This is a genomic window from Paraglaciecola sp. G1-13 (assembly GCF_055809255.1).
On record NZ_CM147903.1, the window covers coordinates 4252592 to 4273930 of the forward strand.

16 protein-coding genes are annotated in these 21339 nt (G+C 45.0%); 10 read left to right on the forward strand and 6 right to left on the reverse strand.

What is annotated here, in order from left to right; translation table 11 throughout:
- Positions 1-48: 48 nt before the first annotated feature.
- A complete protein-coding gene (locus AC0L6N_RS17950; RefSeq protein ID WP_473476521.1) occupies positions 49-753 on the forward strand; it encodes a DUF445 domain-containing protein in 705 nt (234 codons plus the stop codon).
- Positions 754-790: 37 nt separating this feature from the next.
- On the opposite strand, the gene AC0L6N_RS17955 is transcribed toward AC0L6N_RS17950, so the two are convergent.
- Positions 791-3547: an EAL domain-containing protein gene (locus AC0L6N_RS17955; protein ID WP_473476523.1), complete on the reverse strand. Its 2757-nt coding sequence runs from the start codon at positions 3545-3547 to the stop codon at positions 791-793.
- Between the two features lie 516 nt (positions 3548-4063).
- Here AC0L6N_RS17955 and AC0L6N_RS17960 point away from each other — a divergent pair.
- A complete protein-coding gene (locus tag AC0L6N_RS17960; RefSeq protein WP_473476526.1) occupies positions 4064-6583 on the forward strand; it encodes a response regulator in 2520 nt (839 codons plus the stop codon).
- A gap of 69 nt (positions 6584-6652) precedes the next feature.
- On the opposite strand, the gene AC0L6N_RS17965 is transcribed toward AC0L6N_RS17960, so the two are convergent.
- Together AC0L6N_RS17965 and AC0L6N_RS17970 are read right to left on the reverse strand one after the other, a co-directional pair.
- Positions 6653-7546 (reverse strand): LysR family transcriptional regulator, encoded by an 894-nt coding sequence (locus tag AC0L6N_RS17965; protein WP_473476529.1) that lies wholly within the window; start codon positions 7544-7546, stop codon positions 6653-6655.
- A gap of 127 nt (positions 7547-7673) precedes the next feature.
- A complete protein-coding gene (locus AC0L6N_RS17970) occupies positions 7674-8438 on the reverse strand; it encodes an MBL fold metallo-hydrolase (RefSeq protein WP_473476532.1) in 765 nt (254 codons plus the stop codon).
- Positions 8439-8687: 249 nt separating this feature from the next.
- Here AC0L6N_RS17970 and yjjX point away from each other — a divergent pair, with 249 nt between their 5' ends.
- Entirely contained in the window at positions 8688-9284 is a 597-nt protein-coding gene (gene yjjX, locus AC0L6N_RS17975; protein WP_473476534.1) for an inosine/xanthosine triphosphatase, read from the forward strand.
- A gap of 52 nt (positions 9285-9336) precedes the next feature.
- On the opposite strand, the gene pdsS is transcribed toward yjjX, so the two are convergent.
- Both pdsS and pdsR read right to left on the reverse strand, forming a co-directional pair.
- Positions 9337-11574, reverse strand: coding sequence for a proteobacterial dedicated sortase system histidine kinase (pdsS, locus tag AC0L6N_RS17980; protein WP_473476537.1), 2238 nt, complete (start codon positions 11572-11574; stop codon positions 9337-9339).
- 5 nt (positions 11575-11579) lie between these two features.
- Positions 11580-12281 (reverse strand): proteobacterial dedicated sortase system response regulator, encoded by a 702-nt coding sequence (gene pdsR / locus AC0L6N_RS17985; RefSeq protein ID WP_473476539.1) that lies wholly within the window; start codon positions 12279-12281, stop codon positions 11580-11582.
- 243 nt (positions 12282-12524) lie between these two features.
- Between pdsR and pdsO the strand changes: the two genes are divergently transcribed.
- The 5 genes from pdsO (at position 12525) to AC0L6N_RS18010 (ending at position 18714) form a co-directional block, all read left to right on the forward strand.
- Positions 12525-13349: a sortase-associated OmpA-like protein PdsO gene (pdsO, locus tag AC0L6N_RS17990; protein ID WP_473476542.1), complete on the forward strand. Its 825-nt coding sequence runs from the start codon at positions 12525-12527 to the stop codon at positions 13347-13349.
- Positions 13350-13369: 20 nt separating this feature from the next.
- Entirely contained in the window at positions 13370-15763 is a 2394-nt protein-coding gene (locus AC0L6N_RS17995; RefSeq protein WP_473476544.1) for a marine proteobacterial sortase target protein, read from the forward strand.
- Positions 15760-16476 carry a class GN sortase gene (locus tag AC0L6N_RS18000; protein ID WP_473481374.1) on the forward strand — a complete coding sequence of 239 codons (717 nt, stop codon included), beginning with the start codon at positions 15760-15762 and terminating at the stop codon, positions 16474-16476. The genes AC0L6N_RS17995 and AC0L6N_RS18000 overlap by 4 nt, the downstream gene beginning before the upstream one ends.
- A gap of 211 nt (positions 16477-16687) precedes the next feature.
- A complete protein-coding gene (locus tag AC0L6N_RS18005) occupies positions 16688-17149 on the forward strand; it encodes a hypothetical protein (protein WP_473476547.1) in 462 nt (153 codons plus the stop codon).
- A gap of 131 nt (positions 17150-17280) precedes the next feature.
- On the forward strand, positions 17281-18714 hold the full coding sequence (locus tag AC0L6N_RS18010) for an alpha/beta hydrolase (RefSeq protein ID WP_473476549.1): 1434 nt from the start codon (positions 17281-17283) through the stop codon (positions 18712-18714).
- A gap of 30 nt (positions 18715-18744) precedes the next feature.
- On the opposite strand, the gene AC0L6N_RS18015 is transcribed toward AC0L6N_RS18010, so the two are convergent.
- The gene (locus AC0L6N_RS18015; protein WP_011576633.1) at positions 18745-19335 is read right to left on the reverse strand and encodes a carboxymuconolactone decarboxylase family protein; all 591 of its coding nucleotides are present in this window, start codon (positions 19333-19335) and stop codon (positions 18745-18747) included.
- Between the two features lie 275 nt (positions 19336-19610).
- On the opposite strand from AC0L6N_RS18015, the gene AC0L6N_RS18020 reads away from it, so the two are divergent.
- Positions 19611-20570, forward strand: a complete 960-nt coding sequence (locus AC0L6N_RS18020; protein ID WP_473476552.1) for an ABC transporter ATP-binding protein — start codon at positions 19611-19613, stop codon at positions 20568-20570.
- Complete coding sequence (locus AC0L6N_RS18025; protein WP_006992965.1) at positions 20563-21333, forward strand: ABC transporter permease; 771 nt, start codon at positions 20563-20565, stop codon at positions 21331-21333. Before AC0L6N_RS18020 ends, AC0L6N_RS18025 begins: the two co-directional genes overlap by 8 nt.
- Positions 21334-21339: the final 6 nt, after the last annotated feature.

The window sequence follows — 21339 nt, forward strand, 5'->3', positions numbered from 1 at the left end:
ACAGCGCTTGTCCGCACGTTGTTTACACCCATTTATTAAGGAGCGATTTTGAACAAAAGTATCCTAACCAATGTAGTTGCCCTGTTGTTACTTATTCTGGGTTTGGTGTTAGAAAATCTGATTATTACTACTGTCGGTATCTTTGCTTTGTCTGGTGCAATCACCAATTGGCTGGCGATACACATGTTGTTTGAAAAAGTGCCGCTTTTATACGGTTCAGGTGTTATTCCGTCACGTTTTGAAGAGTTTAAAGCAGGAATACGAGAACTGATGATGACGCAGTTTTTCACTGAGCAAAACATTGCACGCTTCCTAAACAGTGATAATCAGCAACTTAAGATTGATTTAGCCCCAGTGTTAGAAAAGGTCGATTTAGAGCCTACGTTTGACTCATTGGTCGAAGTTATTAATGCGTCTTCATTTGGCAGTATGCTAGGTATGTTCGGTGGCGCAGAAGCCCTTACACCGTTGAAACAGCCCTTTGTGGAGAAAATGAAAACCTCCCTGATTGAAATAAGCCAAGATGAGCGTTTTCTAGAGACGTTAAGCAATCAGTTTGAACAGCCAAATGTGATGCATGACGTGCAACAGAAAATTGAATCGATTGTTGAGCAGCGCTTAGATGAACTTACCCCTAAAATGGTCAAAGATATTATTCAAGCCATGATCAAGAAACATTTAGGTTGGTTGGTTGTATGGGGTGGTGTTTTTGGTGGCCTTATCGGTTTAGTAACGATTTTAGTCGCTTCATAACGCCTAACTCGGTTTTCCAAGGCCGCAAACAGAGAACCTAGCAGCTTTGCGGCTTTCCTAAACCGTAGCCTTGGCCATAATCAATACCTATATCCTGCAGAACCCGACATATCTCATCATTCTCAACAAATTCTGCAACGGTTTTCATTCCCATCATTTTAGCAATGTTATGCACTGATTCCACAATAGCGCGATCTGTTGGTTGATTATGGATATCCTTCACTAAGCTTCCATCAATTTTCAAATAGTCGACCGGTATCTGCTTCAAATAACCGAAAGATGAAGTGCCACTTCCAAAATCATCTAAAGCAAATTTAACCCCTATGGCTTTAAGCTCATGGATAAAGTCCAAAGCTTGGCCGATCCGCGAAATAACGGCAGTCTCTGTAATCTCAAAACAAATATTTTGTGGCGCTATTCTCGATGTCTTGATTAAGTTGATAACCTGACGGCTAAAGTCATCGTTACTCACACTCACGCCCGATAAATTGATCGACACCGTCACGTTACCTTCAGGGAAATAGGTCGCATAATTCGCCAATGTCGTTTTAACGACCCAGCTGTCGATTAAGCTGATAACGCCGTGCTTTTCAGCAACCGGAATGAATACTCCGGGAGATACAAACTGCCCATTTTCATTATGATATCGAATAAGAATTTCATAGTGCAATATGTGTTGATTTGTATTTTTCAGGCCAACAATGGGCTGTTTCACCAAGCTAAAGCGGCCCAGCTTAAGATCATGAGATATGTTTGCTATATACCCTATATGCGCTTGATCTCTTAGCATATCAGTGCACCCTGCCTCGGCAAAAAACAAACGCCCACGGCCTAATTCTTTTGCTTTATCGCGAGATAACCCCGCCTTGCTCAATAGCTCGACATCACTTAAGTCCCGCTCTAAAGTGACCATACCGATACTAATTCCGATATTAATTTGCCGCCCCCCCCAATAAAAGGCGTGCTCAGACACACTTTGAATCAGGTTTTTGCACAAACTTGTAGATTCTTCCAACGACCTATCCACTAATAGCAGTGCAAATTCGTCTCCCCCCAAACGCCCTAACGTGTCGTTAGAATTAACTAGGTGACTCAACACCTCGGCAACCTCTGTTAATACGCCATCGCCAATTTGATGTCCTAAACTATCATTCACTAATTTAAAGTTATCAACATCAATACAACATAAATAAGAAGGCGCTACATTGTTGTTTTTTTCTGCGAAATATCGCTTAAGCAAACTTACGAAATGACGGCGATTCACCAAGCCAGTAAGTGCGTCGTAATTAGCTTGATAGCTCACCATTTGTGATAAATCATGTTCCTTGGTGATGTCTTTTAAAATACCCCGATAACCTAGGAACTTGTTTTCAAATTCCATTATGGGCTTGGCATTAATGAGCAAAACAAGTTGCTCACCTGTATGCTTTTTCGCTTTAAGAATGAAGTTACTCAATGACTCTTTTCGACTGATCCTCTGTTTATAACGCACGGTGGGGAAATCAGTAATATCAATGTTTTTAAGGATTTCTAAATGAGGGAGCCCAATTAATTCTTCAGGTTTGTAATCAAACAAAGAGGCAACATCGCCACTGAGGTGAGTATAATTAAGGTCAGAATCACACTCCCAGAATATGCTTGCGCCCGCGTCGGCAAGATCTCTGTATCTAGAGGCATTTAACTCTGTTTCCCTCTTCACCAGAGCGTTTCGCCTGATAACAGCCACGAGTAGTAAAATGATCACTAGGGCGACAAAAAACGCACTCACCACGCCCCACACAATTAACTTGTATTGCTCATAAAAAGACAGTTGCTCATTACGCAAAATACTGCCTTGTGGTAATTCAGAGCGCGCAAATTGATAACGCTCTAGTAGTTGAGCATCGAATATCCAAAGGTTCTCCGCTTTTACAATTTTGGGGATATCAGACACCGGAGTACCAGATAAAATACGAGCAACCATTTTTGCTGCCTGCTGAGCGTGAACAAATCCATCTAAATAACGAACCCCTAATATTCCATGATCAATCGTAATAGATGCGATGGAATAATAGGGGTTAGCGCTGTTTTCCGTGAGTAAATCAGCGCTTTCAATCCAACCTGCATACGCTTGCAAGTGTGGATAAAACAACTGACCAACAACCAAGATAGGCGTGTCGGTAGCAAACGGCTCGAAGGCCTCTTTGACACTTTCGGCGTGTACATCCGTTAAAACATGTAACTTCGTAAACTCGGAATACCTTTTTACTTTACTTAAGTTCGCTGTACCTGAACGAGTACTATCGGTAAGAACAATTAACTCATCGCTTTTACTTTGAAGACGGATTAATCGCAGTAACCCTTCAATATCACGATATTCGTACACCCCAGTTAACCATGATGTATAGGTGTTTTTTTCTAGATGTTTATTCACGCCAACAAAAACAACCGGCACATCGTGAAAATGTAAATCGTGTGTTGCGAGTATAAACTGCAGCGCGTCGTCGTCTGTAGTGACGATTGCGCTAAATTGGGTAGTCTGATATTTATTTGCTAGGTAATCTAAAAACACGTCCTTAAAAAACAGTGTCGGAAAGCGCTTTGCATCAAGGTGTTCGTGTAATATCCGTACTCCAGGAGCATTCAAAACACCCGTTTCGAGACCTTCGGTTAAGGCTTTGGTCCATTCATGCTGCTCATCGTAAGAATGAATAACTAACACGTTCATTTCTTGTTCTTGACCATAACAAGCTGAACCAAAAAACCAACTCCATAGAACAAGACGTAAAACTCGACAGAATTGAATTACATACATGTTCGTCGTTCCCTCAATAAAACTACGCTGATAACGCCCCTTAATTACTCAATGGCCCACGTGTCTCAGTAAATAAATTTAAAATATGAGCTATTATAGTGAAAAACACTGTCCCACGGGCTAGCCATTAGTCTAAATAAGCGAGTGCTTTTTAGCCAAACGGGTAAGAACTGACTCGTTTCCTTCAACGTTTTGCATCCTCACATCTTTTTAAATAAAACCACAAAACACACTTGAAAATGATTCTCATTTAGATTAAATTAATCCTGCCTGTTTGATACTGAGTTTCACTGGTCCTGGCTTGGTGTCACATTTGTGGCAGATATTTCAAAATGAAATATCTGCCATTTTCTCTTATCTCCTTTCTAAAAAGTGTCAATAGGGCACTAATTACAAATATTTGAGCTGCAAATATTGAAATTTAGTCATCCGAGGAGTACGGTGCAGAGTGTGGTATTTAGTGGCAAATGAATTGCCCATACCTGCCTCAAGAAGCACTTAAACGGATGACATGGAATGAAGTATCTTGCTAGTGGTAAAATGGCTAATGTCGTTTTTTGGTTAACCTTCGTGGTGGGTAGTGCCATCGGACTATTGCTGTTCAATCAAGGGGTATCGTCTTACCGTACCCAAGAGCTGAACCATGCTCAACAGCACTTACAGCAATTTGTCGCCCGATATGATGTGGCCCTGCAACAAACCGTTGAACGCAATAATAAATTGGCTGATGCGGTACATCTCAATAGCCCCTTAAAAACAGCCCAACTAAGTCAATTTATTCATTTGGTTTATCCCAAAGCCAATGATGTCGCGGAAATTTACCTGTTTAGCAATAATGCTGCCCTGCCGCGCTTTCACTATTCTCCCGATACCGGACTCAGTCAGCTCGTTGACGAATTAGCTCCCTATATTCAACCTTACCTTAAGGCCGCAGGCAAACTGGGGACAACCCAAATTTCGCCTATCATCACCGCACACAATTCAGCGGTTAAAGCTCCAATAATTGTTGTGGTAAATCCTATCGCTGAAGAAGAGACAGCTCAAACAGCAGCAACTTTTTTGATCACCGTTCATCAAGTGGCATCCCTGACAGGTGCGCTGCCTAAAGAAGCGGGTCGTGAAAACTTCGCCTATATTTTGGCCGATCATGAGCAAAACTACTATGTGTTCCCTGATAACAAAATGTTCGACAGTACGCCTAGTATTGATGCAAAACGTACTGACATTCCAGACTTAAATGTACCGCTTAATATACTTGGCAATCAGTGGCAGCTCTGGGTATATCCGCCAACACAACATGTTAAACCGATTGATTTTATTTATTACGTGTATTTGACTTTATCTATCGTCGGTAGCTTTATGGCCGGTTTTTTATTGCGCTATGCATTACAACAACACAGGGGACTTTACCTACAACTCCTGCGACAATCACGGGAGGTTAAACGCGTTACTCATTCCCTAAAAGACACTGAAATAGCGTTAGCAGCCAGTGAAAAAACGGCAGCCTGGGCAGTCAGCGGTCGAACGCAATTCATGACCACATTGAGCCATCAAATCCGCACTCCTGTAAACGGTATTTTAGGTATGACCGATTTGTGCATGCAAACTGAGTTAAGCCTAAAGCAACAAGACTACCTACGTAAAATTACTGCTTCGGCTGAACATCTTAATTCAGTATTGGGGGATTTATCTGATTTCGCGTTGTTGGAATCTGGCGAACTACAACTTGCTGAACAGCCGTTCTCATTGCATGAAATTGTAGATAGTTTGTACGCCATGTTGTCTAAAGAGGCACAAGATAAAGGGTTAGTGTTTAATATCACGTTGCCCCACACCGTGCACTGCGATCTCATTGGAGATCGTAGACGATTAAGCGAAATTATGCTGAATCTATGCGCTAATGCTATTGAGCAAACTAGCAGTGGCCATATTCATTTAGTCATCAGCACAGACAACCAACAAACAGACCAAGACTCACTCACACATGAGAGTGACTATACGTTAAACATCATGGTTACTGATACAGGGGCTGGCATTAGTCAAGAAGATATCAACCAACTCTTTAGCCAGGGTCAACCGTTAAAGCAGAATCACAATGCTGGTGGCAGACTAGGCTTAACCATAAGCCAACAATTGTGCCAGTTGATGGGCGGTGAAATTGTTGTATCGAGTCAGCTTGGCATCGGCAGCTGTTTTACTGCCAGCGTTAAGTTGAAGCTCAATAACCTGATCATTACCTCACCAGAAGAAGTCATGCAGCTATCGACGCCGCAACGCATCGTCGTCATCGATGACAACCCTATTTCTCTAACCATGTTAGAACATGCACTCACTACGATGGGCGCCAAAGTAGCGACCTTTCAATTTGCCAGTGATGCGCTTGAGGCCTTAATAGAGAATGAGCAACCTGACATTATTTTACTTGATTGGGTGATGCCACAAATAGGCGGCTTAGCATTTCTATCTCGACTACAACAATCAAAAGTACAGATCACCAGCCGAATACTGGTCTTAACCGCCTACGATGCAAAAAGTATTTCGCGCATGACGCAGCAATTTGCAGTTGAGCGTATTTTGAGTAAACCCTGTCGTAATGAAGAGCTGTTTCACATCATTGAAAAGACGGAAATGATAGCGAGCGATGAAGACGAGAGCCCATTAGATGGATTAACCGTGCTAGTCGCCGAAGACAATATGATTAACCAAGAGATCATTAGTGAACTTCTGCAACAGGAAGGGGCTGAAGTGCTTCTTTCGAACGATGGTCAACACTGCATAGATGAGCTCAAACGCGCAGAAAAAGTGGATATTGTATTGATGGATATCAACATGCCCGTCATGAACGGCCTTGCTGCGTTAAAAGTGATCCGCGGGGAATTAGGCATGGCCGATTTACCGATTGTTGCCCTTACGGCCAATATATTCGAGCAAGATAAACAACAGTACATACATGCTGGAATGAACGAACATCTAGGTAAGCCTTACGACCGAGACCAAATTGTTCAGTGTATTTTGCGCCTTACTCAAAAAGCATAGTTAATTTGTTGAATCGAGTATTATTCTAATCCACGCTTATAAGTGAGCACTTATTAACGTGGATCCGTACTAGATTAAATGGTCGGTTTTCTTAGCAATGTCAATAAAGGTGTTCTGGTATTCAGGACGAGTTTCACCGGCCCTAAACCCTAAGTGAATATTTTTAAAAATTCCTTTTGTCCCCAACCTAACAGGTACAATGGGTAAATCTTTTTGATGCTGTTCCACCAGCCACTTGGGTAGTGCCGAAACCCCTCGCCCTGCACTGACCATTTGCAACATAATTTCTGTTGTTTCAATGGTTCTATGTCGCTTAACGCTCGCGCCTGCTGGGGTCAGAAATTGGCTAAATATGTCCAAGCGACTTGCCTCTACTGGGTAGGTAATTAGCACGTCATCACTAAGTTCCTGTGGCTGCACCCACGACTGCCCCGCAACAGGGTGCGATTCAGGCACAACTAATACGTGCTCGTATTCAAATACCGGTAAGTACTCTAAACCTTTTTGAAATAATGGGTCTGGGGTGACCAGCATATCAATATCGTAACCCAGCAACGCCCCTAACCCACCGAATTGAAACGCTTGGCGTACATCAACGTCTACGTCAGGATATTGCTGCAAAAATGGGGAGACGACTTTTAATAACCACTGATAACAAGGGTGGCATTCCATACCGATGCGCAGTGCGCCGCGTTGACCTTGAGCAATCTGCTGGATCACTTGTTCACTGTGTTCAAATTGCGGTAACACTCGATTGGCTAAATTGAGTAACCCTTGCCCTGCTTGAGTTAAGCGCAAGCGACGACCGTCTTTTTGCCACACAGGCGCACCTAAGTGGCCTTCTAGCTTTTTAATACCGTGACTCAAAGCAGATTGCGTCAAATGCAGGGCATTGGCGGCTTCGGTTAATGTGCCATGTTTGTCAACAGCGTGGATAATGGCTAAATGATGGCGCTCCAGCATAAGGGTAAAACCTATGAGTAAAATTCATCTAATACTAGAAATATACCACTAATTTTACTTGAGCCGGTCTAACTTTGGTGAACAAATGTTAGATACCTAAAGCCAGTACTCATGACTAGAATAACCTTTACGTTCGTGCTGATTTCTTCAAACCTAACGCCCGCCTGCCTTTTGCTTTAATCACTCGCCAAGGCGTTTGCGGCCCCCTAGGTAGACTGGCCTGTAAATGCTGGTAATCAGCATCGTTCAATTGCACTTCACCGCCGTGAGCGAGCAAAATAGATTTTGGCCGCATTGCCATGAGCCGATCAATTGAGTTGCCGTACACTTCAGGGAAAAACACTGGAAAAGGCGGAATAAAACGACTCTTCACTTTAACCACCAAATCAGCCACGTACATGCGCTGACTTGGCATATGCATAACTGATAAATCACGGTCTGTATGCCCTGGTGTTTCGTACACACACCATTCATCAAAGCCCGGTATCGTCTGCTTATCAATAAGTTTGATGTCTGGTTTAAGCGTTTTGGCGTACCACATACTTCTACGTTCACGCCCCATTCGGTTGGCAACCCAACGTGCAAGCATTAAGTCGGTGACGAACATAAGCCAACCTGTTATGCCTTTATACCAAGAGTGCTCAACGTCACTAGAGATGATTGTGCAACCAACCAGTTTTCTTAACGTGTGCGCTGCGCCAGCGTGATCCGGATGCATATGAGTAACCACTACCGCTTTTAAATCACTAAAAGGACGGTTCAATTCTTGAGTAATAAAATCTCGTAGGGTGTCGACGTCGGCACGGGTACAGCCGTCCAGCAACATAAGTCGGTCTGGGTATTCGACTAAATATATTGACTGAATATAACCCTGTAAGTGATGTAACTTCATAGCTCTAACTGCTCTTTTAGCTTAATATTGCGCAACAACTAGCATACTGGTCATGCCAGTAAAATCGAACTTTTTGTTGTAAATAGTTAAGTAAAATAAAAAGATATAAACTCAGTTTCACAAGGGCTGCATAGAGTATACGACCCATTTTCAAACACTCATATCAGAGAATATTTCATCCCCAGTGTAGAATCTTCAGCTATTTTACTGTGCTACCCTTCTCCTCTTTGTACAATATGTACGTTTATCATGACGTTTATCCTCGTTTGTTTTAAGGAAGCTACCTTGCATCAATCTCAAAGACCTACAACGCTGCACGTAGTCGTCGGCTCTAAAAATCCAGTGAAAGTAAACGCCGCAAAAAACGCTATCAGTATGCTTTACCCTGATCATGAAATAACGTGCGAAGGCATGCATGCCCCCTCTGGCGTGGCTGAGCAGCCCATGACCAGTGAAGAAACACGCATAGGTGCTATTAATCGGGTGAGTTATTGCCAAGCGAATGCAAAAGCAGATTTTTATGTGGCGATGGAAGGCGGCGTCGATAAATTCGAATACGGCCCAGCTACGTTTGCTTATGTCGTTATCGCTAACCACCAGCGCGAGTCGATTGGCCGGGGCGCCATTATGCCTATTCCTGAATCTGTCTATCAAGCCTTAGCCAGTGGCGAAGAGCTAGGCCCATTAATGGATGAACTATTTAACACCCAAAACGTGAAACAAAAAGGTGGGGCAATAGGGTTGCTGACCAATGGAAATGCCACCCGAGAAGGCAATTACACTCATGCAATGGTGTTGGCAATGGCACCATTTTTACACCCTGAACTGTATCCTGTTAAAAATTGATAACAGCTATGGGCAATAGCGTGTCTTGGCAAATAATAGACAACTTGTTTCTTTAAAAAAGCAAAGACACCCGCACACCCAGATGCTCACCCGTTTCTAAAGTGCGGTTTTCTATCTGAATATCACCACCGTGAAATTGTGCAATTGCCTTAGCAATAAATAGCCCCAACCCAAGGTGCGGCTGTGAAGTAGCATGCTCAGGGCGTACCGATACCATGGAATCAAATAGCTTATCCTCCATATCATTCGGTAACGGTGGGCCATCATTTTCAATGGTAAGTAAATACTTACTTTCTTTCAGGCTAAGTCGGATAAAAATAAGGGAATGCTCAGGACTAAACTCAAGGGCGTTGGCAATGATCTTATCCAGCATTTGGCCAAATAAATCACCTGAGCCGAGCAGCAGCACATCCCCTGCCTCGTTTACGTAAGCAAACTTATGACTAGCGTAGGTCATTCGATAACCTTCAACATAGCCGCTGAGCAAGGCGTTCATATCAAAGTCCTCTCGCTCGTTACTTTGTACTGCCTGCTCCAATCTGGTCGCTTCACTCATATTATTTAAAATCGTGCTGAGGCGTTTAATCCCAAGTTGCGCTCGTTCAATGTACTGGGCATCTTCATCTGTCTGCTGACTTAATTGCAGATTTTCTAAGGACGATTTCACTATTGCCACAGGGGTGCGCAACTCATGGGATAAACGGGCTGACATATTTTGCAAATAAGTGTTGTACTGCCCAAGTTTACTCAGCACGATATTAAACGTGTTCGCTAAATCACCAATTTCATCTCCCGCGGTGGCACTGGGAATTGTGCCAATGATTTTACCGTGCTGGTCAATCGCCGCCTCTGTTTGATTTCTAAGCTTACGGATGCGAAACGACATCCTAGAGGCGAATAAAAAAAGCGCCAAGGTCCCTAACCCCATCACGGCTAATATCACATGAAATAGTTTTTCGAGGGCGAGGTTTCTTAGCGTGCGAATACCGTTGGTGGTTTGCTCAACGACCACAGCCCCCATCACATTCTCATCTATGAAAATGGGGTGCGCCGCCGACAGAATAACCGCTTTGTTATCTGGGCTTAGGCGCCATAAAGAGGCCGGTGTCCCCATTAGCGCTTGATTAATATCTTGTCCTTGCAACGCATACGCATCTTGTAAGTCATCAATAAAATCCGCTGGGGGCTTGGTCAGAATTTGATAGTACAGGGGTAATAACCATTTCTGCTCTATGCTTTGCCACCAGCTAGCTTGCTGATCCTTGTTTGATGAATAAGCGCTGCTGCTTAAACCAACCGATTTATGAATATTGCCAGAGCGAGCCAGTACCCGTTTGTGTTTATCAATGACCCATACCCTTGCGTTTGAGTATTTTAACCCTTTGAGAATGTTCTCTATCTCCGGTGATGGCACCAATACCGTGCCAAGAGTATCGCTCTTGTTCGGGTTGGCGGTACCTATGCGATAGCGTATTTTCCGGGTTTGTGGGTCGTCAACATCTGTAATGGCAAAGGCGATTTTGCTGCTCATCATGGCCAAAGGGAATCGCAGCTCTACGTTGTAGCCCTTAGCAGTGTTTAACCATCGGCCTTGAATTTGCGTTTCAAGTGAAACAGGGCGCATAGAGTCCACAGATTCAGATAGCAAATACGCGTTAACCCAGCCTGCTTCTTGCGGTGCCACAACATAGCGTTTAAAGCTACCGTCAGGGCCGGTCATGGCTATTTGCAGATAGTCATTGCGGTCCACCCGCAGACTGTTTTTAGCCCTTAGCAATACCCTCTCATCGGTAACTTCGAACATGGCGTATAGGTACTCACCAAATTGCCCCACCATATGCCGGAAATGCAAACTGCTGGGCTGATAATCGTCGCTGTCATTAAGGTAATCAAGTAGATGCGCACGCCCATACTCAAGGCTTAAATGCTGATAATCCAACCAATCATCCAGCTTGCCATCTAAGCGGATTGGGTCGTGAATTTTATGGGCGTATAAGTCGGTCCCAGGTTTTACATCGGTCAGGTAAGCGCTTTGGGTATCAAATAAAGCGGGCCGCTCATGCAAGGCGGTTGCAACTGCACGCGCAGTGCCAACCATGGTTTGCTCTTGCCCAATACGTAGATAGCTTTCTAGCTCCCACACGTATTGATACCCAAGCCAAGGAATGGCAAACAAAAATATCGACAAAGCGAGCAATTTTAAGCGTATACCAAAGCGAAATCGAAACCGTCCCTTGTTGTAAACATGATTCACTTTGCGACTTTTAGCTAGACTGGTATAGCGACTCATCAAGGTTAATGGCTCATGCCATTTTTCCAGCGATAACCCATGCCATAAACCGTTTCAATACGATCAAACTGACTGTCAACTTGCTGGAATTTCTTACGAATACGTTTGATGTGCGACGTAATAGTACTGTCGTCTACCACCATTTTTGACTCATCCATCAACTGTTGGCGGCTTTTAACATGCCCTGCATACTTGGCAATGGCGTGTAGCATCCAAAATTCAGTCACTGTTAGCTCAATGCCTTGTGTTTGCCAACTGACGGTCATGCGCTTGCTGTCGATACTTAATTCACCAGTCTGTATGACGTCCTCTGACAATTGGGGTTGATTCAACAGCGCCACACGGCGAAACAAGGCAGCGATGCGCGCCAACAAATGAGGCAAACTAATGTCTTTTGTTAGGTAGTCGTCTGCCCCCATGCGCAAACCGCAAATGGTGTCGTAGTCGTTATCTCTGGCAGTGAAGAAAATGATTGGCAAGGTTTTGGATAAACTGCGTAATTGCTGGCAAACCATAAAGCCGCCATCGATCTCGTCCTGTAATCCAATATCAATGATCGCCAAGTCAGGCAGGCGCTGAGCAAAACCTTGCTCAGCCTGCCGGCGATTGGCGTAACAGATAACCTCGTATCCTTGTTTTTTGAGGGCTGCGGTATAGTTTTCTCGAATAGCGAGATCGTCTTCCACTAGCGCAATACGTTGAGACATAACCACACTCATATTATTCAGTGACGCACTTTACTCGGCGACTGCACTTTAATAGGTCGCCGCTTTATTTGGTGACGTCACTATATCCTAAAAATCAGACATTTTGCTGACAACAGTAAATTTCCATTTTTTCGCCACAATTGCCCCAAAGATTGCCATTTTTCACGCATTAAATCGCCGCAAATTCGCTGTGTAATAGTGCAATCAAAAACGCCAACCTTCAAAAAAAGTAAAGGAACTATCATGAAATATAGCGCAATTGCACTTACCCTCGCACTGCTCATCAACCACGCTGTTGCCCCACTGACTTACGCGCAAACAACGCCACATGCCCAAACCACGAAGGAGAAATCTGCCCAGTCAAACACCCAGAATGATCTCGTTGGCTTTGGCTCAGGCGCATTATTAGGCACTGCAGTCGGTGGGCCAGTAGGCGGCGTAATTGGCGGTATAATGGGCCTGTTTATTTCAAATGATATAAACAACGACAATGCATTAGCCCAAGCTCAGTCTGGACTGAGGCAAAAAGAGCAGCAGTTGGTTGCCTTACGCCTCGCTCAGCAGCGTATGTATCAGCAAGAAAATCCCGACAATAATACCTTACTCACCGCGAGCTTAGAGAGCCATAACGTTACAGCGCATCACGGCACAGCGCAGCAAAGCACAGAACAAACAACTGAGTCGTACTCTATAACGCCAATTGAAACGAATATTCAATTTCGCACCGGCTCTCATGCTGTTGAATCCCATTATCACAGGCAGTTAGATTTAATTGCTGCGCTTGTGCGTCAGTCCCCCGATCTACAAATAACCTTAGCGGGCTACGCCGACGAGCGCGGCAGTTCTCATTATAACCAAGCGCTTTCTCAGCAAAGGGCTATCAGCGTTAAACGTTACTTAACAAAGCAGCACGTGCCTGGCGCGCAATTGCACACTGAGTCTTTTGGCGAGTCCGTCGTGGCGAGTGATAAAAGCGAGCCAGAGAGTTGGTTTTTCGCCCGTAAGGTCACGTTATCTATCCAGCCCGCGTCTCATACATCGCTTATGGCTGCTTCGCCACGTAAATAGACCTAAACCGGAGAACAGGAATGTCCCTATTACTTAAATTCAGCGGGCTGCTGTTGATTGTTAGCACCATAGGCGTGTTGCACAGCGCCGCTTCTCAATACCTTATTCAGCCCGACGTTGAGGAAAGCAAAATGCAAAACGAACAACATAGGGCTGGTTTTAATGGCCGTATTAGTCGCCCACAAACCCGGGACGACAGTACTCCCATCGTGTATGTCGACTCTATTAATGACGTCGCCCAAGGCAGTCTATTTTACTTACGTGACGCTTCAGAAGCACGCTCGCGCGCGAACGTAAATGAAAGCAAAATGGGCGATCCCCCTAATGAAAACAACAATGATGATCCCAGTCAACTTCATCAAAAACGCCGTTATCAGCTTAGTCCGCTGTTAAGTACCGATGTAAAAATCGACATTACAGGCATGATAGCCAGAACCAAGGTTACTCAGCGTTTTCATAACCCTAGTCAAGATTGGGTAAATGGAATTTACGCCTTTCCTTTACCTGAAAATGCCGCCGTCGATCATCTCGATATGCACATAGGTGAGCGGAGAATCAAAGGCAAAATCATGCCCAAAGCACAAGCCAAGGCGCATTTCGAGCAAGCTAAAACTCAAGGTAGAAAAGCCAGCTTAATTGAACAACATCGCCCCAACCTTTTCACTAATACTATTGCCAACATTGGCCCAAATGAATCCGTCAGCATCACGATTGAATATCAACAGGTGGTTGGGTTTGACGAACAAACATTCAGTTTGCGCTTTCCCATGACAATAACACCGCGATATTCACCCAATAATGCGACTAACAAGAGTACAGTCGCCACGGTCAATACTCAGGGATGGGGGCAAAGCGTGACAGCAATAAGCCAGCAAATAAAAACAGCTGATGAGCCGGCCAACCCAATTCGCATCAGCGTTGAATTAGACAGTGGCTTTGCACTGACCGCTGACGATATTATTAGCGAACATCACCCTATCAACATCAGCCAACAAGGAGAGAAAAACAGTGGCTATCACATTGAATTGGCTCAAGAGCATATCGCCAACCAAGACTTCGCTCTAACGTGGCAACCCGCCTCAAGCGATGCTCCCAGTGCAGCACACTTTAGCGAAACCCAAGGCAAGTATCGTTATGGGCTAGTGATGCTTACTCCACCTGTGCAAGATGCATCTCATTCCACTGGCGGAGCCGTCGCCCAACAGATGCCCTCAAGAGAATTGCTGTTCTTACTCGATACCTCAGGCTCTATGGCGGGGGAATCGATTGTGCAAGCTAAGCGCGCTGTAGACTTTGCCTTAACGCAGCTGCGCCCAGAGGATAATGTCAATATTATTCAATTTAACGACGCCCCCCAAGCGTTATGGAAACGTGCCATGCCTGCCACAGCCAAACATATTCAGCGCGCACGAAATTGGGTGGCCAGCTTACACGCAGATGGCGGCACTGAAATGGCACCCGCGCTAACATTAGCGTTAAACAAACCCTCACTCCATAGGGATGAAAGCGATTTACTTGGCTCCCATAAGCTTCGCCAAGTGGTCTTTATCACCGATGGCAGTGTGAGCAATGAAGATGCCTTAATGAGCCTGATTGAAAATAAGTTGGCGGACAGCCGTTTGTTTACTATCGGCATTGGTTCGGCGCCCAACAGTTACTTTATGACCCAGGCCGCACAAGCTGGCCGGGGCACCTTTACCTACATTGGCGACATTCAACAGGTGCAACACAAGATGACGGCATTGTTTAACAAACTGACTCGCCCTGTGATGCAAGATATACATATTGAATTTGCCCGAGAGACCGAGTTTTACCCCAGTGTTATTCCTGACTTATATGCCGCCCAGCCTTTGGTTATTCATTACCGAGTGCCGGTGACACACCTTGAAAATGGCATGCAACTGCAACAACCCGACAATGCACTCAAGGTGACGGGTTGGCAGTCAGCACGAGCAGTATCAAGCAAACCTTGGTCAATCCGCATGCCCCTTAGCCCCACAGCCAAACGCGCCGGCTTAGGCGTTGCTTGGGCGAGAGAGAAAATCACACAACTCAGTCATACCTTGCGCCGAGAACGCGACAGCGAAATGCGCCCAATGATGCGTAAAAAATGGCAAGACAGCATTACAAATATTGCCCTTGAGCATCATATTGTAAGCCAGTTCACTAGCCTTATTGCCGTGGATGAAAAGCCGCTTATCCCCCAAGACGTTAAACCAGAGCACGAGAACAGCAAAAACACACCCATTAACCACAACGCGCCTGTTGGGTTTGCTATGGCGAGGTCACAAATGACTGGGTTACAAAGGGTTGGCCAATTACCGCAAACGGCCACCAATGCACCGCAGCATATCACCTTAGGGCTGCTACTTTTGGGAATTGCATTGTGCGCGCGCCAAAAACGGTTGTCATGATTTCAGGCGCTGAACTAGGCACTAACGTGCGCGATAACGAGGCAAAGTGGGCTGTGTGGTTTAGCCGAGATAGTCTAAAAAGTGCTCTGTTAGGCCCGATCTGGCTCACATGCTTAGTTGGCGGCGGGCTATTGGTTTCAAACGGAGCGTACGTGTGGGCGAAGGCACAATTTGCGCAAGTGCTTATCGCCAGCGCTTGGAAACATAGCGTGCATGCCGCTGAAGCTAACATCCCTTCCCATAGCGCTAATCAAACACTCGAAGCGCAAGCCATAAAAACCAAACCTTGGCCATGGGCTGATACCTATCCTGTGGCCAAACTAACGTTACCGAGTAAGCCATTAGGCTCGTTATCGGGAGAGCCCTTATACGTTTTAGCAGGGGCATCAGGGCGCACCATGGCATTTGGGCCTGGGCATATGAGTGCGACTCCACTCCCATTTGAGGGCGGCAATAGTGTCATCACGGGTCACAGAGATACTCACTTCGCCGCCCTGCAATACCTGAACAAGGGAGATTCCATAGACGTGCAAACTCTCGAAGCGCAAGGGCAGTACCGTGTCACATCGACCTTCATTGTGCATCAAAGCCAAACTCACATCATCGAGTCACAAGGCGCAGATCAACTCACATTAATCACCTGCTACCCGTTTAACGCAATGACACCCAACCCGACTATGCGCTATGTGGTCAGTGCTGAACGCGTGCGATAACCAGCGATTGCCGTTCGGTTGTTTTAGGCGGCAAAAGCCTTCCTAAGAACGCCCTATCACTGAGGGCAAAAGTAGCTCTTGGCTTGTATATTGGTCTGATTTTTTTGGCTTATTTATTGCAATTTGAGATTGATTAGGTAGTCAAATTTAACGCTCGGCCAATCTTGTGGCCTAAGCGTTCTTTTGCACTTTATTTTCAGCTGAGGATGTTATGTATATAAATAGCCCTGATCAAGTCAGTCGTATTTACCAAGTGAGCGATACCGCTACTTCGGTCGCTACAGATTTTAATGCGGCTAATAAAAATCGAACGATAGATAAGGTAACGCTCAGTGACGCAGGGTTAAATGCCGAGAGTAAATTGCAGGAGATTGCCGCCAAGTATAATCCAAACAATATGTCTTATGATGAACTGGTCAACATGGGTACAGAGCTGCTCGAAAATGGATTAATAACATCCCAAGAGAGCTTAGCCTTAATGGCACCCCCTAGTCGAAATTTTGATCCCGATGAGAAATACGACACCATTGCCCTAGCCAAGCAGTCAACGGCGTTTGATCAGTCCCTAGGCACAATCCATAGCAAAGACGCAAAACTAAGAGCGAGCGTGCTTGAAATGTTGCAAACGATACAAGACTTGTCAGGCGATAGCAGCCAAAATAGAGAAGCTTGAGTACCATCATATGGCCTCTTCTCTAAACCGTAATATGGAATTTGAAGTGGGTTTAGGGTAATTTGCGCCGCTGTATATCACTTACCAACACATTTTACTCACTACCATTATGGGGTTAAGCAAGGAAAAGCATGAAGCTCGCTATCTTATTTATTTTTGTTCTTCATTGCGCCAATGCTGTGGCGAGCGTTATTTACAGCGAAGTACCCGCATCTATCGATTCAAATGCGCGTTATGTTTTTTATTCTCATGGTTTGATTGTCGAAGGCGTTGACACAACGCCAGAACATCCGTCTTGGGGCCCTTATGATTTCCCTGCAATACTTAAGACCTTTTCAACGCTAAACGCCTTCATTATAGCTGAGCACAGGGCGAAAAATACTGACCCTTTTGAGCATGCCAAGAAACTCCAACATCAAGTTCAGTACTTAATTAAAAAGGGCGTATCCCCCAGTAATATAACGCTAGTGGGGTTTTCTCGCGGCGGTTTTATCACCGCTATCACCTCAAGCTACCTAGTTAATAGTGATATTAATTATGTGATTTTAGCTGCTTGCACCAGCAGCCTTGCCACTCATAATGATGTGACTTTGCAGGGTAATATCCTCTCAATTTATGAGACTTCAGATACTGTTGGCTCCTGTAAAAACGTCATACAGCGCAGTGGTAATAAAGTGACGTCATTTGAAGAAGTTTCAATTTCTACAGGGCTAGCACATGGCGCTTTCTACCGGCCACATAACGCGTGGGTTGAACCACTTAAAAAATGGTTAAACAAAGCACCCGAAAAAGCGGCTTATAGCGTCCCCAGAAGTGAGGTAGTTGAACTGGAAGAGCCTATATCAAAAAGAGTTTATCCGCTTTTCATCAAGCTTCCTCGCTCTTACCGCACCAATAAAAGTAAGCATTATCCAGTGATCTATCTCACTGACGCACCCTACAGTTTTCCACTGGTCTCTGGCGCTACTCGATTCCCCATGAACAGTGGCACAATGGAAGAAGCAATCATTGTAGGCATTTCATACGCTAAAGGGTCGAAAGGCGCATCAAGCAGAATCAGAGACTTTACCCCTGCAAAAGCCAGCGATTGGAAACTAGAAACAGGCGGCGCAAAAGCCCACTTGACTTTTATTCAAGACATAGTGTTCCCATATATCGAGTCAAATTACCGCGCCCATGCTGAAAACAGAACATATGTAGGCAACTCCCTTGGCGGACTATTTGGCGCCTATGTGTTATCTACGGCCCCAGAAACATTCTCAGCGTATGTGCTGGGCAGCCCTTCAGTATGGTTCGATAATGACTACTTACTGTCGCTGGCTATGCAAGGCCCAGAACATAAAACCAAGGTGTATCTTAGTGTCGGTGGCTTAGAGACACCGAAATTCGGGGAGCGTGAAGACATGGTGAAGGGCGCTCAATTGCTCGCTGAAAAAATAACGGCTGGCGCATCAGAGAATGTAAAACTCAATTTTAAGATTATTGATGGCGCCACACACGCTACCGCATTTCCAACCACGTCCATACAAGGGCTCGACTGGATATACGGCAAGCATGAGTTTTAGCCCTCAATTAAGCGCGATTATTTAGCACTTCTACACGTGTTTGCCGCCTGTCCAGCCGCCTTGGGCGAGCACGTCTTCACCTAGCGCTTTGGGCGTGGCTTCTAAATCTGTGGCCATGGAATCATTCCAGCGGTTTAAAAAACCATATAAACAAATAGCGCCTAGAATTTCGACGATTTCATCTTCTTCCCAATAGGCTCGCATGCGGGCCATAAGTGGCTCATCCACCGCGTTCGGCACTGAACCTGCGGCAAGTGCATAATCAAGGGCTACGCGCTCTGCATCTGAATAAAGTGGGCTGGTTTGGTATTCCCACACTGCGGCGACCTTTTCATCAGAAATACCGTGAATTTTAGCGGCTATTAAGGAGTGCGCTTCACAGTATTGGCAACCTGCAGCCCGGCTTGAAAAGTGTGCCAATAGACGTTTGAAACCTAAATCAACCGTGCCGTCTTTTGCCATCACCGCTTTGGTTAGTACACCAAAACCGCGTACGATGTCTGGTCGGCGCTGCATCGTTAGCAAACTATTGGGTACAAAACCTAAAATTTGTTCAAAGATTGCGAAGTCTTCTGCTAATTCAGGTGTGGTTTCTTTGGGTAAAGGCTGCATATGGGCCATGGATTTTCCTCTCTTGTTATTGTTGGTATATTAATTTCGATGTGCGCATGGCAGCTTATATACACCGAACTTCTTTTGGGACTAACAAACTAAAAACCTTACATTTTATTCAGTGCCCATCATGTTCTATTCAGTCATCGCCATGGTATAATGCATACTTTTCGGTGTGAGTACATCCAGCCAACAACTTTGTGCTTTTTCATTTTGTCTCTCTAAGTTGGCAGTCATCGTTAAAACAGATTATCCAACATCCTGAAAATCACGCGGAATAAAGCATGAATGCATTGAATATCAAAGGGCTAACCAAAGTATATAAAGGTGGAACCCGAGCCCTTAATGGGATTAACTTAGCAGTGAAACAGGGGGATTTCTTCGCCCTACTCGGCCCAAACGGCGCTGGCAAATCAACCACAATTGGCATTATCAGTTCTCTGGTAAATAAAACCAGTGGCAGTGCAGACATTTTCGAATACTCGTTAGACGCACAACCCGTTGAAGCCAAATCTTGCATTGGCTTGGTGCCACAAGAATTCAACTTTAACCAGTTTGAAACGTTGACCCAGATCGTGGTTAATCAGGCGGGTTACTACGGTGTACCGCGCAATGTCGCCAAAGAGCGTGCCGAAAAATACCTTAAGCAATTGGACTTATGGGAAAAGCGTAACCAGCCTGCGCGCAATTTATCCGGTGGTATGAAGCGTCGCCTCATGATTGCGCGGGCCTTAATGCACGAACCTAGAATGTTAATTTTAGATGAGCCTACCGCAGGGGTGGACATCGAAATACGCCGCTCAATGTGGACTTTCCTAAAAGAGATTAACGAGCAAGGGATCACCATCATACTGACCACCCACTACCTTGAAGAAGCCGAAATGTTGTGCCGCAATATTGCGATTATCGACAAGGGTGTGATCGTGCAGAACACCAGTATGAAATCATTGCTTGCCACCTTAAATATTGAAACATTCATCTTTGATTTAGCAGGTGAGCATCAGAATATTGCACTATCAGGCTTTGAATATCGTTTATTGGATGCCCACACGTTAGAAGTGGACGTGGCCAAAGAAGAGAGTTTAAACAACGTTTTTGAGCAGCTATCAAGCCAGCAAATACAAGTATTGAGCATGCGCAATAAATCGAACCGCTTAGAGGAGTTATTTGTACGCTTAGTAGAATCGGGCCGCGAAGAGCTAGCGAATAGCGAACAAAAAAAGAAGGAGTTAGCGAATGGGTAATCGCACCATGATTGCGCTGCAAACACTGTGGATAAAAGAGTGCACTCGCTTCTTGCGTATTTGGATACAAACGCTTGTGCCACCAGCGATTACGATGTCCTTGTACTTTGTGATATTCGGTAACTTAATTGGCAGTCGCATCGGCCAAATGGGCGGCTTTAGCTACATGGAGTTTATTGTACCTGGGCTGATTATGATGGCAGTGATCACCAATTCATATTCAAATGTATCCTCCTCTTTTTACAGTGCTAAGTTTCAGCACAACATTGAAGAATTGTTAGTGGCACCCATTCCAAACTGGGTGATCATAGCGGGTTTTGTGGGCGGCGGGGTCGCACGGGCGATACTCATTGGTATTATCGTGACATGTGTATCCATGTTGTTTGTCGATATAAGCCTGCACAGTATTCCCATTATTATCATTACCTTGCTATTAACGTCGATTTTGTTTGCTACCGCAGGCTTAATTAACGCCATATTTGCTAAGTCGTTCGATGATATCAGCGTGGTACCTACCTTCGTGTTGACGCCATTGACCTACTTAGGCGGGGTGTTTTATTCGTTAACATTGTTGCCTGAATTCTGGCAATGGGTCAGTAAAATCAACCCTATCGTGTACATGGTGAATGGCTTCCGCTATGGGTTTTTAGGGGTGTCTGACGTGGATTACATGTACTCATTGGGTTTGTTAGTGGTATTTAATGTGGTGTTGCTAGGTTTTGCGTATTCACTGATTAATCGCGGCGTTGGCATTAGAAGCTAGGTGAAA